Below are 13,419 nucleotides of genomic sequence, written 5' to 3' on the forward strand. Positions count from 1 at the left end.
TTTGTTCAGCTCGCTGGCTCATGGATTAAGCAAATGAAAGAACCCGCTTTTCACTTTGCGTGCTTATCCTGGAGACAGGGTGTCGGTCTTGGTGTAGGGTTGGCTCCGAATGTAACCATTATGAGCCTTAGGGATAAGGCGAAAAGTCTGAGAATGCGCAAAGTTATATGAGCACAACCCCTGTACAACGTGAATATTTCCTCGACTCGATCCGCGCATGGCTCATGCTATTGGGGATCCCTTTTCATATTTCACTGATCTATTCCAGCCACACCTGGCACGTGAACAGCCAGATGCCCTCCTGGTGGCTGACGCTGTTTAATGATTTTATCCATGCCTTCCGCATGCAGGTGTTTTTTGTTATTTCCGGTTATTTCTCTTACATGCTCTTCTTGCGCTATCCCCTCAAGCGATGGTGGAAAGTGCGCGTGGAGCGCGTGGGCATACCGATGTTGACGGCCATTCCGCTGCTGACGCTGCCGCAGTTCATCATGTTGCAGCATGTTAAAGGCAAGGCGGAAAACTGGCCGAATCTCTCCTTCTATGAGAAATACAACACCCTGGTCTGGGAGCTTATTTCCCACCTCTGGTTCCTGCTGGTACTGGTGGTGCTAACCATGGTGAGTTTGCTGATCTTCAGCCAGCTGCGTCAGCGCGCGAGCACCGCATCCTCGACCTTCTTCGCCAACATCACCCTGGGCAAGCTGTCGCTGCTGTTTCTTGCGCTGGGGGTCGCGTATGCCGCCGTCAGGCGTACCCTGCTCATTGTCTACCCTCCCATTCTGAGCGATGGGCTGTTTAATTTCGTGGTGATGCAGACCCTGTTCTACATTCCCTTCTTCCTGATTGGGGCGCTGGCATTTATTCATCCCCGGCTTAAAGCGCTGTTTACCACCCCCTCCCCCTGGTGTGCGGTGGGTGCTGCGCTGGCCTTTGCCGCCTATCTTCTCAATCAGCGCTATGGCAGCGGGGACGCGTGGATGTATGAGACAGAGAGCGTGATAACGATGCTGATGGGCCTGTGGATGGTGAACGTGGTGTTCGCCCTTGGCCATCGTCTGCTGAATTTTAAATCCAGTCGCGTCACCTATTTCGTTAATGCTTCGCTGTTTATCTACCTGGTTCACCATCCGCTGACGCTGTTTTTCGGGGCGTACATTACGCCGCATATCGCCTCGAATGCGCTGGGCTTCTTCACCGGCCTGGTCTTTGTGGTTGGCATTGCCATCGTGTTGTATGAAATCCACCTGCGGATCCCGCTTTTGCGTTTCCTGTTCTCAGGCAAACCTCAGGTTAAAGCGGGATAACAAAACGGCGCCTCCAGGGCGCCGTTTTTGCACTTCAGACATCAAAATGCCTGGCTGCGCGCGGTCAAAATCCGCTGATACAGGTCGGCGGTGTGCTCATCGAAACAGACAAAAATGACTTTTTCCGGCATGGGCTTGAGGGAAAGGTAGTGATAAACGGTATTCACGGCGATCGTAGCTGCTGCTTCCTTTGGATAACCGAACACCCCGGTGCTAATGGCGGGGAACGCCATGGTCTTATACCCGTTATCCGCCGCAAGCCGCAGGCAGTTACGATACGCCTGCTCCAGAATCTCAGCCTCATGGCGGTCGCCACCGTGCCAGACGGGTCCAACGGTATGGATCACCGCTTTGGCCGGGAGATCGCCCGCAAGCGTAATAACAGCATGCCCCGGCGGGCACTCTCCCTGCTGCTGACGCACGGTTTTGCATGCTTCAAGGAGTTGAGGGCCTGCGGCCCGGTGAATGGCACCGTCCACCCCGCCACCACCCATCAGGGAGGAATTGGCTGCGTTGACGATCACGTCAACGCGCACCGTCGTGATATCGCCATGAATAACGTCGATTTGCGGTCTCATAAACACCCTCTGCAACCCGCCTTTTTCACCAGTGTATCGCAGAGGGAGAAGGAGAAAAACTGCCGCGAAAAAAACGTCGGTTAGCGGTAATCCACCTGAACGACCGCAAGCGTTTTCTGTTCATTCAGGTATTTCATGCTGACAGCGGCCAGAGCTGAATGAGGATGATGGCCCCGGAGCGCCTCGTCATAACTGATGGTATGCGTTTTCATACGGTTATTTTCCGGACAGGAGATCGCAAACTGCTGATGCCGGGGCGTGACTTCGCACGGGTCAGCGACCACCGCGCCACGAAAATGAATCACCCCACCATTTTCTATAGTTGCTGAATAAGCCGGAGAAAAAAAAGAGGACAGGATCAGTCCCAGACCAGAAATAATACACGCTGCGGATTTGAACATTATTTGTACTCCTCAATGAAATTCGTCCTTGAGGGGTAAAAACGCTCCGTTATGAAGTATCAATTTAAGCAACCCGATGACTGGGTTCTTGATATCAGCATAGCTTACCTGTGCAGCGCCGCCACTTTATTAAATCATTGATTTCATGAATTATTAAAGCGCACTTACCGGTGCGTTCCACTGCTGTGATAAATGAAGCGATTTTCCATCGGAAACGGTGACGATTATTTTTACCGCATCCCCTGAGCGAATATTTAAACTGATTCGCGTTAAATCAATCGGCTGATTAGCGGGTATAAAAAGAGTATTTTTCTGCCGCGATGTACTTTGTCCCCCCTGCCCCTGTCGGACAGATAACACCTCAACCTGACATTCGCAAGCGTCTGCCAGCGTGACCTGAGGAATAATGGTTGTCATATTTGCCTGCTGTGAGATGCTGAACGTTATCTGGCTGGCAAGCGCGGCAAGGAGAATGAAGGTGCTCATGAGATCCTCCCGAAAAAAAACAGGGCGCATGCCCTGTTTTTTGGTACAGAAATGAATCAGTACTGGTGTGCGGTCGCGTTGTTGCCAAAGCCAACCTGGTGCACAGTCACCGTTGAGCCGGACGCTGTCTGGTCTACCGCCGCGCCGTTGCCGCCGCCGAACTGTTTCACGTTGATAACAGAGTCTTTGCTATTCCACTGGTCGATGGTGGCGCTGTTACCAAAGCCTTTTTGCAGCAGATCGATAGAACTGTCATCAGAGCCCTGGCCAACATCTGCGCCGTTACCACCACCATGCTGGGTAATGGTCAATTCAGAATCTCGGGCGTCCGTCTGCAAAGCAAGCGCGGAGTTACCGCCGCCGTACTGGTAAATGCTCAGGGTTGAGTCAGGGCCGTTATTGCCGCCACCCCAGCCACCACCGTGGCCGCCGCCAAATTGTGGTACCGCACCTGCGAAAGCACTGCCAGAAACTACGATTGCTGCAATAACTGCCACTTTGAAAAGTTTCATGGTAAACCCCCATCGGATTGATTAAGGCGTCACACATCGCTAACGTTGAATAACGCGAATAGCCATTTGCGACTGTCTCTGCACTACAACTGCTGTTTTCTGCGTACCATACTGCGTTATATTCGCCCTGTTACCCGAGCCTTTCTGGATAATCATGGCGGTGTTGCCAAAAGCGCCCTGCTTAATACTCGCATCGTTGCCGTTGCCGGTCTGATCGATATAAGCAAGGTTATACGTCCCTGACTGATCAACATTCGCGCGGTTATTCCCGCCCTCCTGAGAAATAACGGACAGCAATTTAGAACCGTCCTGGCGTACATCAGAATTATTTCCTGAACCCTGTTGACCAATAATGGCTGCCTGATTGTATGAAGCTTTACTTAATTCATTTATCGCAAAATTATATTCAGAACTGGCTAAATCTGAATCACCTGCGATTACAAACCCAGGCGCACCCAGTAATGTAAACATCATAAACAACGTTTTGTTTTTCATGCTGTCACCCTGGACCTGGCTATAAAAAAGTATCTCTTGCTCCGTTAACGCGATTCGTTTTGTTAACGCCGCGTTACGGAAAAGAGTATGTCTGCCGAAACATGTTTAATATCTCACCCGTGCGCCTTATTTTTATATTCTCCTTCACCTCAAAGTCGTAAATCTCGCCTGAAACGACGGGATACACGCCTAAAGCAGAAACCAAAAATGTCTTCCTGCGCTTGTACAACAGCGAGACAGACTGTCCAACCTGCACCGGCTTCTTCAGACAAAAAAGACAATGCCCTTTGCCACGCGCGTGACACGAAGCAAGTTTTCTTAAGAAAAAATTCTGGCTTAGGGAAGTCTTATGTTTTTAGCAGAGATCATACTTTTTACCGGCTGGCTTAGAATAATACAAAGCCAAATAATTCAACCCATTATAATATACTTTATGGTTTTTAAAATCTGTGCACGTTTATACACATGTACAACTTTCCCCTTATCTTAAAATCTATTAGCCCTGCAATATACACAAATTAATATCGAATTTTACATTCTGTTACACGATTAACACTTGCTTTAAAGTTTGCAATAGCTAGATTGAAAACAGCAGTACGTTATTTGTTTTTAATTTTACCGCCTCCTTTGGAGGAAGGTTTTTTAACTACACACAGCAGTGCCACACCTGTCAGTACCTCTGGTGCCCTTTTCAATAATACGAGGGCAACTGCCGGGTGTCATAAATAACGTGGGGTTTCATCATGTTTAATGAAGTCCATAGCTTACCCGGTCATACATTATTGTTGATCACAAAACCTTCCTTACAAGCGACAGCGTTATTGCAGCATTTAAAGCAATGCCTGTCTCTTAACGGGAAACTGCATAATATTCAACGTTCTTTTGATGATATCGCTTCTGGCAGCATCATTCTTCTCGATATGATGGAAGCGGATAAAAAACTCATTCATTACTGGCAAGATAATTTAAGCAGGAAAAACAATAATATCCGCGTATTGTTATTAAATACGCCTGATGAGTATCCTTTCCGCGAAATTGAGAGCTGGCCGCATATTAACGGCGTGTTTTACGTCACTGAAGAAGAAAACCGTGTCGTGGAGGGTTTGCAGGGCATATTGCGGGGGGAGTGTTATTTCTCGCAGAAACTGGCCAGCTACCTCATTACCCACTCCGGAAATTATCGCTATAACAGTTCGGAATCGGCCCTTCTGACGCACCGTGAGAAAGAGATCCTGAACAAACTGCGTATTGGTGCTTCAAATATTGAAATCGCCCGTTCGTTATTTATCAGCGAAAATACGGTTAAGACGCATCTTTATAATCTTTTCAAAAAGATAGCTGTTAAAAATCGCACGCAGGCGGTGTCGTGGGCAAACGATAACCTCAGGCGTTAATAGCATGAAACGCACCTTAAGTTGGATTGCCGCCGCAGGCATTATGCTTGCTGCCGGAAACCTTCAGGCTGTTGAGGTAGAAGTTCCCGGACTGTTAACCGACCACACCGTCACCTCTGCCGGACACGATTTTTATCGTGCCTTCAGCGATAAGTGGGAAAGCGATTATCCGGGTAACTTAACCATCAACGAACGGCCCAGTGCGCGGTGGGGAAGCTGGATCACAATAACCGCTAATCAGGACGTTATTTACCAGACTTTTTTATTCCCAACGAAAAGAGACTTCGATCAGAACGTCGCTTTCGCGCTGGCACAAACAGAAGAAGCTATTAACCGCCTACAGTTAGACAAAGCCCTTTTGAGCACAGGCGATTTAGCAAAAGATGAGTTCTAACAACGATACCAATTTCGGAGGCTGTAATGCGTCTCGCACACACAGTGATTTCGTTAATGCTCATTGCGCCGTTGAGCTGGGCCGGAAATATGACATTCCAGTTCCGCAACCCTAATTTTGGCGGCAACCCGAATAACGGAGCCTTTATGCTTAACCAGGCTCAGGCTCAAAACTCCTATAAAGACCCCAGCTATGACGATGATTTCGGTATCGAGACCCCGTCAGCCCTGGATAATTTTACTCAGGCCATCCAGTCGCAAATATTAGGTGGCTTATTAACTAACATTAATACCGGAAAACCCGGCCGGATGGTCACCAACGACTTTATCGTCGATATTGCCAATAAAGACGGGCAGCTTCAGTTAAATGTGACAGACCGAAAAACCGGTAAAACGTCGACAATCCAGGTTTCCGGTTTGCAGACCAATTCAACTGATTTCTAAACAACCCCGAAATAAGGACAATTATTATGCAGCGCTTTTTTATTTTAGTTGCAGTGTGCTTATTAAGCGGTTGTTTAACTGCCCCGCCAAAAGAAGCCGCTAAACCCACCCTGATGCCTCGTGCCCAGAGCTATCGGGATCTGACGCATCTGCCGGTCCCAACCGGAAAGATATTCGTCTCGGTGTATAACATTCAGGATGAGACGGGTCAGTTCAAACCGTATCCGGCCAGTAACTTCTCGACAGCCGTACCGCAGAGCGCCACCGCGATGCTGGTTACCGCCCTGAAAGATTCTCGCTGGTTTATCCCGCTGGAACGTCAGGGGCTGCAAAACCTGCTTAACGAACGAAAAATCATTCGTGCCGCGCAGGAGAATGGTACCGTTGGCGTCAATAACCGCATGCCACTACAGTCTCTCACCGCAGCCAATATCATGGTGGAAGGCTCGATTATCGGCTACGAAAGTAACGTGAAATCGGGTGGCGCGGGTGCGCGTTACTTTGGCATCGGGGCCGACACGCAGTATCAGCTGGACCAGATTGCCGTCAACCTGCGCGTGGTTAACGTGAGCACGGGTGAGATATTATCCTCGGTGACCACCAGCAAAACGATTCTCTCTTATGAAGTGCAGGCCGGGGTATTCCGCTTTATCGATTACCAGCGTCTGCTGGAGGGTGAAATTGGCTATACCTCTAACGAGCCGGTCATGCTGTGTCTGATGTCGGCCATCGAAACCGGCGTGATTTTCCTCATTAATGACGGTATCGATCGCGGCTTGTGGGATCTTCAGAATAAAAGTGACGTGAGTAATGCGGTGCTGGTGAAATATCGTGAGATGTCGGTGCCGCCAGAGTCATAATCGGCGGCGCTTAAAAAAGGCGAGATTTCCGTCTCGCCTTTTTTTATTTACTTACCGCAGGAACGCTCTGGCTCTTCTCGCGTCGGGCCGCAAGCCAGAGGCCGCTGTTCTTCATTGCGTAGCCAAACAGTAACCCCAGCATGAGCGAAGGGACCACCAGCTTCCAGTCCCCCTGCCCTGCAAAGGTCGCGCAGGCACCCATGAATGTGCCGGGCACAAAGGACAACAGCAGATGTTTTGCTTGAACGCACATCAGGAAGGCCACAATGCCGGTCATGGCGTACCCCAGGATTTCAAGATGCGGCGCCAGCGCGCTGCCTTTCATAATGACCAGCGCCCAGACCACGCCACTCAGTAACGTGCAGCCTGAAATAAAGAGCCCCTTGAGACCACCCTGCGGGCAGGCGAAATAGGCCGTGCAGCCAAGAAAACCAGCCCAGCTCAACAAGCCGAGAGAAACAGCCACCCAACTCCAGAGGCCGGAGAGGATGCCAGTCGTGATTGCAATACAAAGTAATATGTTCATGGTGCGCATCTTAGCAGATGCGCACCATAGAAATGAGATCAGAAGCACATTACGTGCAAGTTGAAATGTATCGTTGCAGGATTTTTGTGATTCAAGTCACTCTTCGTTCTCTTCTTCCAGCTCGTCCCACATAGCAGCGATAGCGTCACGCGTCAGCGGAGCCAGCGTTCTCCAGAATGGCGAAGTGGCGTGGGCTTCCACTTTACCCAGGAAGGTGCCAACCCACGGCAGCAGATACGTTTCGAACAGGGTCTCAATCGCCTCGTTCTCATCATCACCTGCATTATCTTCAATCCAGGAGGCCGCCAGCAGCAGGGTACCGATATGATCGGCAGGCATATCCGTCAGCGGCATGCCGCGTTCTGAAAGAAACGCCCGAACTTCCGCTTCGGTCGCACCTTCCTGCCAGGCAGAACGATACGGCGACACGCGACACTCTTCCCCCACAAACAGCGCGTTGTAATCCGTTGAAATCTGCTGCATATCGCAGCTTTTTTGCAAGCGTTCCAGCAATTCATCCTGTTCCAGCGGCCAGCTCTGCGCCAGTTTACCTTCACGAATCAGGGTAAACAGCGGAACCAGCAGCGGATCCTGCGGCTGGCGGTAATATAAGGTGCCCAGCACGCGGCAAAGGATGGAAAACTCATTCATGTTTTTATTCCGTTATTAATTAAAGATCGGCAAATTCATCAATCGGCGCCATGCCGCGCGACTCAAGGAAGTCGAGCATACGACGCGGCGTGACGTTCAGGATCTGTTCTTCCGGGAAATTCACGTCCCGCAATATTTTCAGGCACTCGCTGAAATCCCCCAGCGTGAAGGCCGTGTGTGAATCAGAGCCCAGCGCCACCATGCCGCCCGCGTCACTCACGGCCGCCGCCACTTCGCGGCAGTTGGCTTCACTGCCCTTACGCGAGTGAACAAAGGAGGAGTTGTTAATCTCCAGCGCCACGCGGTGCTTCGCTGCCGCCTGCGCCACGGCCTGAATATCAATCGGGTATTTCGGATTTCCCGGGTGGCTGATAATGTGCACGTTGCCGCTGGCAATAGTGGCAATCATCGCTGCGGTGTTGGTCTCTTTATCCTGGGGCGCAAAGACCGGCTCATGGAAGCCAGCGAGGATCAGATCTAAAGAGGTCAGCATCGGGCCGGTGCAGTCAATCTCACCGTCAGTATTTTTGATGTTCGCTTCGATGCCGCGCAGTATCCCGATACCGTCCACCAGGCGTGGCCAGATACGCATATTCACAAAATGCCAGTAGTGCGGCGCATCCGCCATATCCGGACCGTGATCGGTTATCGCAAACAGTTTGATGCCTTTCAGCTTCGCCTGAGCGATATAATCATGGAGGTTACTGTAAGCGTGGGTACTGGCGACGGTGTGCATATGCAGGTCAACGGGATACATCTTTCTCTCCTCTGCGGTTTTTCCAAAGGATAGCAGTTATCAGCGGCGAATATTAGCAAAAACCCGGCGAACGCCGGGTTTCTCTCAGTAGCCTCGCTGTCTGTCGACCTGTCCGGTCACCGCGTTACCCTTCTCTATTTCGCTGATGGTATGCGAGATGTACGCCACGGCCTCCGCCGGTCGCGTCACGGCCGCAATATGGGGCGTCATCGCCACGCGCGGATGTGCCCAGAGCGGGCTGTCTTTTGGCAGCGGTTCGCGGCTATACACATCCAGCATTGCGCCTTTCAGTTTACCGCTATCCAGCGCTTTCAGCAGATCGTCTTCCACAACGTGTACCCCGCGCGCCAGGTTCATTAAGTAGCTGTCTTCTGCCAACTGGTTGAGGAGCGTGCCATTGATAATGCCGACCGTTTCCGCCGTATTCGGCAGCAGGTTAATGAGGACGCGAGTCCCTTTCAGGAACGCCGGGAGTTCGTCCGTTCCGGCAAAGCTCTCGACGCCCGGATACTCCTTACGGCTCCGGCTCCAGCAGCGCAGTGGGAAGCCCCACGGGGCGAGCGCTTCGGCGACTTTTGAGCCCAGTACACCCGCGCCGAGGATGCCGATGGTGAAATCTTCACGCTGATAATCCGGGAGCGGTTCCCAGTGGGATTGCTGTTTGAACGCCTGATAATCGTCGAAGCGGCGGAACCAGTGCAGCACCTGGCTCACGGCATATTCCTGCATCTGCTGCCCCATACCGGTATCTTCCAGACGAAACAGGGGAATATCTTCCGGCAGCATTTCAGGGTGTGCCTTCAGCTTACTGAGAATGGAATCCACCCCTGCACCAAGAGCAAACACCGCCTTCAAACGGCGTCCCTGAAGCATTTCGACCGGGGGATGCCAGACCAGCGCGTAGTCGGCATGTTCATTATCGCCCTGTTTCCATTCGCGAACGCGTGCGCCAGGCAGAGCCGCCGTGAGCGCGCTAATCCAGTAAGCCGTATCAAAAGTGGGGTGATAGAAGATAATATCCATAGTCATTGCTTTTTATTGCGCTGTTTTATTTTCATTTTCAACTGGCTTGCCAGCATAACAAATTTATCGCTAAACCGCGTTGCTGATAAAAGAGGCGCATTTCGCACATTTCGGAATCAGGTTGCCTGAAGTTTGTCTAAACACGCTAAATTACTGAAAAAGTGGGTTGACGGCAGTACGGCTTTTCCTTACATTAGCGCCCGTCCCGACAACAACGGGATGACAATATGGTGAGGTGTCCGAGTGGCTGAAGGAGCACGCCTGGAAAGTGTGTATACGGCAACGTATCGGGGGTTCGAATCCCCCCCTCACCGCCATATTTGAAAAAGAGCTCGCATGAAAATGCGGGCTTTTTTTTCACATGTTGCACGCCTGTGGGGGATTCGAACTTTGCAGCCCCTGCGGTAATTGTGTCGGGTGGCGCTACGCTTACCCGACCTACAAAAAGCTAGTCTTCAACCATCTTTGCATACTCTTCGGTGAGAAAATCCACCAGCGTCCTGACCGATGGCAGCAGGCCGCGCCGGGAAGGATACACCGCATGGATCACTTCCCGTCTGGGTTCCCAGGCATTCAGCACCCGAACAAGTTCACCTGAAGCCAGCTGATCCTTCACCATCAAAATGGGCAGCTGTACCACGCCCACGCCCGCCATCGCCGCCTCCCGCAGCGCCAGCATGTCGGTAGTCACCAGGCGTGGCGTGAAGTGAATTTCTGCCTTTGCGCCCTCCGGCCCGTTCAATTCCCACTTATGCAGGTGCTTGCCCGCCCCCATACTTAACCCCGGCCACTCGCTGAGTTCAGAGGGCATCGCCGGGTTGCCCATCCGTTCAATCAGTGCCGGCCCGGCAACCAGACAGTGTCCCCTGTCCGCCAGCACCCTTAATACCAGATCGCTGTCATCAAACGGGCGCGGACGAACGCGGATCGCCACATCCACCCCCTCCGCCACCAGATCGACCCGGCGGTTGGTGGCTTCGAGCTGAAGGTTGATCCCCGGATAGCGCGCCATAAACCGCGCCAGCATGGGCCCCACGTGAACGTGCAGCAAGGTGACAGGACAGGTGATCCGGACCATACCACGCGGCTCAGCCTGTAAAGCAGCCACCGCCTCCTCCGCAGCTTCAGCCTCCACCAGCATAGCTTTACAGTGCTGATAGAATGTCTGCCCCACCTCCGTCACCGCAAACTGCCGCGTGGTACGTTGTATCAACCGAACACCCAGGCGTTCCTCCAGCTGCGCAATCCGACGGCTCAGTTTCGACTTAGGCTGATCGAGCGCCCGACCCGCCGCTGCAAAGCCGCCATGCTCCACCACCTTCACAAACCATACGAAATCATTGAGGTCCTGCATACGCCTCCATTGTTCCATTTAAGGAACAGTGAATGTCATTTTTGCTATCTACCGGGATATTAACCCTGAATATAAGCTAATTCCATCAACAGGACATCAGGAGTTAATCATGAAAAACGTAACAGGCGTGTATACCGCACCTCGTCCGCACTGGGTCGGTGACGGTTTTCCGGTTCGTTCGATGTTTTCTTACCAGACGCATGGCGAGCCCCTGAGCCCGTTCCTGCTGCTGGACTACGCCGGACCGCATACCTTCCCGGCGGATGGCGCGAAACGCGGCGTGGGCGAGCATCCTCATCGCGGTTTTGAAACGGTAACCATCGTCTACTCAGGCGAAGTGGAGCACCGTGATTCAACCGGCAGAGGCGGCGTTATTGGTCCAGGTGACGTGCAGTGGATGACGGCGGGCGCAGGCATTTTGCACGAGGAGTTCCACTCCAGCGCGTTTTCGCAGAAAGGCGGTGAACTGAAAATGATGCAGCTGTGGGTCAACCTGCCCGCCAGGGACAAAATGGCGACGCCTGGCTACCAGAGCATCACTCAGGCGGATATCCCGGTGGTCACCCTGCCAGATAACAGCGGAACATTGCGCGTGATTGCTGGCCGCTTTGGAGAGGTAACCGGCCCGGCGCATACCTTCTCACCGCTGAACGTGTGGGATCTCGCGCTGCATCAGGGTAGCCACCTGACGCTTAATCAGCCCGAAGGCTGGAGCACGGCGCTGGTTGTCGTTGAAGGCAGCGTGACGGTGAACGGCACCACGCCTGCCGGTGAGGCGCAACTGGTCGTGCTGAGCCAGAGCGGTGACAAACTGCATCTCGAAGCCAGCAGCGATGCCAAAGTGCTGCTGATGGCCGGGGAGCCGCTGAATGAACCCATCGTGGGCTATGGCCCGTTTGTGATGAACAGTAAAACCGAAATCGCCGAGGCTATTCGCGATTTCAACTCCGGCCGCTTTGGCCAAATCTAAACGTAATAAGGAGCGCATTATGTCTACCCCTGCAAACTTCAACGGTGCACGTCCCGTTATTGACGTAAACGATGCCGTTATGCTGCTTATCGATCACCAGAGCGGGCTTTTCCAGACCGTTGGAGACATGCCAATGCCTGAGCTGCGCGCCCGTGCAGCGGCGCTGGCAAAAATCGCCTCGCTGGCGAAGATCCCGGTGATCACCACGGCGTCGGTTCCACAGGGACCAAACGGCCCGCTTATCCCGGAGATCCACGCCAACGCGCCGCACGCACAGTATGTCGCACGCAAGGGTGAGATCAACGCCTGGGATAACCCGGAGTTCGTGGCGGCGGTGAAAGCCACCGGGCGCAAAACGCTGATTATCGCGGGGACGATCACCAGCGTCTGCATGGCCTTCCCGTCCATCAGCGCGGTGGCGGACGGATATAAAGTGTTTGCGGTGATTGATGCCTCCGGCACCTACAGCAAAATGGCGCAGGAGATCACCCTGGCGCGCGTGGTGCAGGCAGGCGTGGTGCCGATGGACACGGCTGCTGTTGCTTCCGAAATTCAGCGCACGTGGAACCGTGAAGATGCGGGTGAATGGGCAGAGGTGTACACACACATCTTCCCGGCCTACCAGCTGCTGATCGAAAGTTACAGCAAAGCGCAGGACGTGGTGAAAAATAGCGAAGTGCTCGATTCGCAGCGTTAACCCTGCGCGCTGCGACATAAGCTGATTAAGGCTTAACCGAACAAGCACGAATGCTGAAAATCTGCTTGACCGTTTTAGCGCAACTCCCTATAGTAGCGCCCCGTTGCCCCCCAAGCGGTCAGGCAGCAAAACAATATGGTGAGGTGTCCGAGTGGCTGAAGGAGCACGCCTGGAAAGTGTGTATACGGCAACGTATCGGGGGTTCGAATCCCCCCCTCACCGCCATATTTGAAGAAGAGCTCGCATGAAAATACGGGCTTTTTTTTCGCATGTTGTACGCCTTTGGGGGGAATGAGAGCCCCCGACCGGGGTTCGACAACTGGCGCAGCCAGTTGGACAGACTGAGAGCGTAGCGAACAGGCTGCCCGCAGGGCGAGCGCAGCGAGTCAATCCCCCCCTCACCGCCATATTTGAAGAAGAGCTCGCATGAAAATGCGGGCTTTTTTTTTGCATGTTGTACGCCTTTGTGGGGAATGAGAACCCCCGGCCGGGGTTCGACAACTGGCGCAGCCAGTTGGACAGACTGAGAGCGAAGCGAACAGGCTGCCCGCAGGGCGAGCGCAGCGAGTCA

At 52.8% G+C, this 13,419-nt stretch carries 17 protein-coding genes and 2 tRNA genes; 9 read left to right on the plus strand and 10 right to left on the minus strand.

Annotated elements, in window-relative coordinates; all coding sequences use genetic code 11:
- The first annotated feature begins 167 nt into the window (after nucleotides 1-167).
- The gene (mdoC, locus tag AM329_RS08805; RefSeq protein ID WP_032608993.1) at nucleotides 168-1,307 is read left to right on the plus strand and encodes a glucans biosynthesis protein MdoC; all 1,140 of its coding nucleotides are present in this window, start codon (nucleotides 168-170) and stop codon (nucleotides 1,305-1,307) included.
- A gap of 41 nt (nucleotides 1,308-1,348) precedes the next feature.
- Here mdoC and ymdB read toward each other — a convergent pair whose 3' ends face one another.
- The 5 genes from ymdB to csgB form a co-directional block, all read right to left on the minus strand.
- Entirely contained in the window at nucleotides 1,349-1,885 is a 537-nt protein-coding gene (ymdB, locus tag AM329_RS08810) for an O-acetyl-ADP-ribose deacetylase (RefSeq protein WP_023324442.1), read from the minus strand.
- An 80-nt stretch (nucleotides 1,886-1,965) separates the two neighbouring features.
- Complete coding sequence (locus tag AM329_RS08815; protein WP_003858038.1) at nucleotides 1,966-2,286, minus strand: type 1 fimbrial protein; 321 nt, start codon at nucleotides 2,284-2,286, stop codon at nucleotides 1,966-1,968.
- Nucleotides 2,287-2,439: 153 nt separating this feature from the next.
- Nucleotides 2,440-2,772 (minus strand): curli assembly chaperone CsgC, encoded by a 333-nt coding sequence (gene csgC, locus AM329_RS08820; protein WP_032608992.1) that lies wholly within the window; start codon nucleotides 2,770-2,772, stop codon nucleotides 2,440-2,442.
- A 56-nt stretch (nucleotides 2,773-2,828) separates the two neighbouring features.
- The gene (gene csgA / locus AM329_RS08825; protein WP_003858043.1) at nucleotides 2,829-3,284 is read right to left on the minus strand and encodes a curli major subunit CsgA; all 456 of its coding nucleotides are present in this window, start codon (nucleotides 3,282-3,284) and stop codon (nucleotides 2,829-2,831) included.
- Nucleotides 3,285-3,323: 39 nt separating this feature from the next.
- On the minus strand, nucleotides 3,324-3,779 hold the full coding sequence (csgB, locus tag AM329_RS08830) for a curli minor subunit CsgB (protein WP_003858046.1): 456 nt from the start codon (nucleotides 3,777-3,779) through the stop codon (nucleotides 3,324-3,326).
- 743 nt (nucleotides 3,780-4,522) lie between these two features.
- Between csgB and csgD the strand changes: the two genes are divergently transcribed.
- From csgD to csgG, 4 genes are read left to right on the plus strand one after another with little or no spacing between them, the layout of a single operon-like run.
- On the plus strand, nucleotides 4,523-5,173 hold the full coding sequence (gene csgD / locus AM329_RS08840) for a biofilm master transcriptional regulator CsgD (RefSeq protein WP_003858049.1): 651 nt from the start codon (nucleotides 4,523-4,525) through the stop codon (nucleotides 5,171-5,173).
- Nucleotides 5,174-5,177: 4 nt separating this feature from the next.
- A complete protein-coding gene (gene csgE / locus AM329_RS08845) occupies nucleotides 5,178-5,567 on the plus strand; it encodes a curli production assembly/transport protein CsgE (RefSeq protein ID WP_032608990.1) in 390 nt (129 codons plus the stop codon).
- A 26-nt stretch (nucleotides 5,568-5,593) separates the two neighbouring features.
- Nucleotides 5,594-6,010: a curli production assembly/transport protein CsgF gene (gene csgF / locus AM329_RS08850; protein ID WP_032608989.1), complete on the plus strand. Its 417-nt coding sequence runs from the start codon at nucleotides 5,594-5,596 to the stop codon at nucleotides 6,008-6,010.
- Nucleotides 6,011-6,036: 26 nt separating this feature from the next.
- Nucleotides 6,037-6,870: a curli production assembly/transport protein CsgG gene (gene csgG / locus AM329_RS08855; RefSeq protein ID WP_003858055.1), complete on the plus strand. Its 834-nt coding sequence runs from the start codon at nucleotides 6,037-6,039 to the stop codon at nucleotides 6,868-6,870.
- Nucleotides 6,871-6,913: 43 nt separating this feature from the next.
- Here csgG and AM329_RS08860 read toward each other — a convergent pair whose 3' ends face one another.
- From AM329_RS08860 to ghrA, 4 genes are all read right to left on the minus strand, one after another.
- Nucleotides 6,914-7,396: a DUF1097 domain-containing protein gene (locus AM329_RS08860; protein WP_057979956.1), complete on the minus strand. Its 483-nt coding sequence runs from the start codon at nucleotides 7,394-7,396 to the stop codon at nucleotides 6,914-6,916.
- Nucleotides 7,397-7,492: 96 nt separating this feature from the next.
- Nucleotides 7,493-8,047 carry a molecular chaperone gene (locus AM329_RS08865; protein WP_003858059.1) on the minus strand — a complete coding sequence of 185 codons (555 nt, stop codon included), beginning with the start codon at nucleotides 8,045-8,047 and terminating at the stop codon, nucleotides 7,493-7,495.
- A gap of 19 nt (nucleotides 8,048-8,066) precedes the next feature.
- The gene (locus AM329_RS08870; RefSeq protein ID WP_032608988.1) at nucleotides 8,067-8,804 is read right to left on the minus strand and encodes a phosphatase; all 738 of its coding nucleotides are present in this window, start codon (nucleotides 8,802-8,804) and stop codon (nucleotides 8,067-8,069) included.
- A gap of 84 nt (nucleotides 8,805-8,888) precedes the next feature.
- Entirely contained in the window at nucleotides 8,889-9,827 is a 939-nt protein-coding gene (gene ghrA / locus AM329_RS08875) for a glyoxylate/hydroxypyruvate reductase GhrA (protein WP_032608987.1), read from the minus strand.
- A gap of 229 nt (nucleotides 9,828-10,056) precedes the next feature.
- On the opposite strand from ghrA, the gene AM329_RS08880 reads away from it, so the two are divergent.
- Nucleotides 10,057-10,144, plus strand: a tRNA-Ser gene (locus AM329_RS08880).
- A 131-nt stretch (nucleotides 10,145-10,275) separates the two neighbouring features.
- Here AM329_RS08880 and AM329_RS08885 read toward each other — a convergent pair.
- Nucleotides 10,276-11,181, minus strand: coding sequence for a LysR family transcriptional regulator (locus AM329_RS08885; protein ID WP_023324439.1), 906 nt, complete (start codon nucleotides 11,179-11,181; stop codon nucleotides 10,276-10,278).
- 109 nt (nucleotides 11,182-11,290) lie between these two features.
- Between AM329_RS08885 and AM329_RS08890 the strand changes: the two genes are divergently transcribed.
- The 3 genes from AM329_RS08890 (at nucleotide 11,291) to AM329_RS08900 (ending at nucleotide 13,073) form a co-directional block, all read left to right on the plus strand.
- A complete protein-coding gene (locus AM329_RS08890; RefSeq protein WP_032608986.1) occupies nucleotides 11,291-12,151 on the plus strand; it encodes a pirin family protein in 861 nt (286 codons plus the stop codon).
- Between the two features lie 19 nt (nucleotides 12,152-12,170).
- Nucleotides 12,171-12,848 carry an isochorismatase family protein gene (locus tag AM329_RS08895; protein ID WP_003858068.1) on the plus strand — a complete coding sequence of 226 codons (678 nt, stop codon included), beginning with the start codon at nucleotides 12,171-12,173 and terminating at the stop codon, nucleotides 12,846-12,848.
- 137 nt (nucleotides 12,849-12,985) lie between these two features.
- A tRNA-Ser gene (locus tag AM329_RS08900) sits at nucleotides 12,986-13,073 on the plus strand.
- Nucleotides 13,074-13,419: the final 346 nt, after the last annotated feature.

Origin of the sequence: Enterobacter cloacae complex sp. AR_0002 (genome assembly GCF_001922365.1) — a bacterium.
In the GTDB taxonomy this organism is placed as follows: Bacteria; Pseudomonadota; Gammaproteobacteria; order Enterobacterales; family Enterobacteriaceae; genus Enterobacter; species Enterobacter hormaechei_C.

What these genes read in the sequence shown, in the direction of transcription:
- AM329_RS08890 (WP_032608986.1), top strand. Translation starts at nt 11,291, where the DNA reads ATGAAAAACGTAACAGGCGTGTATACCGCACCTCGTCCGCACTGGGTC.
- csgC (WP_032608992.1), bottom strand. Translation starts at nt 2,772, where the DNA reads ATGAGCACCTTCATTCTCCTTGCCGCGCTTGCCAGCCAGATAACGTTC.
- ghrA (WP_032608987.1), bottom strand. Translation starts at nt 9,827, where the DNA reads ATGGATATTATCTTCTATCACCCCACTTTTGATACGGCTTACTGGATT.
- mdoC (WP_032608993.1), top strand. Translation starts at nt 168, where the DNA reads ATGAGCACAACCCCTGTACAACGTGAATATTTCCTCGACTCGATCCGC.
- csgG (WP_003858055.1), top strand. Translation starts at nt 6,037, where the DNA reads ATGCAGCGCTTTTTTATTTTAGTTGCAGTGTGCTTATTAAGCGGTTGT.
- AM329_RS08860 (WP_057979956.1), bottom strand. Translation starts at nt 7,396, where the DNA reads ATGAACATATTACTTTGTATTGCAATCACGACTGGCATCCTCTCCGGC.
- csgA (WP_003858043.1), bottom strand. Translation starts at nt 3,284, where the DNA reads ATGAAACTTTTCAAAGTGGCAGTTATTGCAGCAATCGTAGTTTCTGGC.
- csgB (WP_003858046.1), bottom strand. Translation starts at nt 3,779, where the DNA reads ATGAAAAACAAAACGTTGTTTATGATGTTTACATTACTGGGTGCGCCT.
- csgE (WP_032608990.1), top strand. Translation starts at nt 5,178, where the DNA reads ATGAAACGCACCTTAAGTTGGATTGCCGCCGCAGGCATTATGCTTGCT.
- ymdB (WP_023324442.1), bottom strand. Translation starts at nt 1,885, where the DNA reads ATGAGACCGCAAATCGACGTTATTCATGGCGATATCACGACGGTGCGC.
- csgF (WP_032608989.1), top strand. Translation starts at nt 5,594, where the DNA reads ATGCGTCTCGCACACACAGTGATTTCGTTAATGCTCATTGCGCCGTTG.
- csgD (WP_003858049.1), top strand. Translation starts at nt 4,523, where the DNA reads ATGTTTAATGAAGTCCATAGCTTACCCGGTCATACATTATTGTTGATC.
- AM329_RS08815 (WP_003858038.1), bottom strand. Translation starts at nt 2,286, where the DNA reads ATGTTCAAATCCGCAGCGTGTATTATTTCTGGTCTGGGACTGATCCTG.
- AM329_RS08870 (WP_032608988.1), bottom strand. Translation starts at nt 8,804, where the DNA reads ATGTATCCCGTTGACCTGCATATGCACACCGTCGCCAGTACCCACGCT.
- AM329_RS08885 (WP_023324439.1), bottom strand. Translation starts at nt 11,181, where the DNA reads ATGCAGGACCTCAATGATTTCGTATGGTTTGTGAAGGTGGTGGAGCAT.
- AM329_RS08865 (WP_003858059.1), bottom strand. Translation starts at nt 8,047, where the DNA reads ATGAATGAGTTTTCCATCCTTTGCCGCGTGCTGGGCACCTTATATTAC.
- AM329_RS08895 (WP_003858068.1), top strand. Translation starts at nt 12,171, where the DNA reads ATGTCTACCCCTGCAAACTTCAACGGTGCACGTCCCGTTATTGACGTA.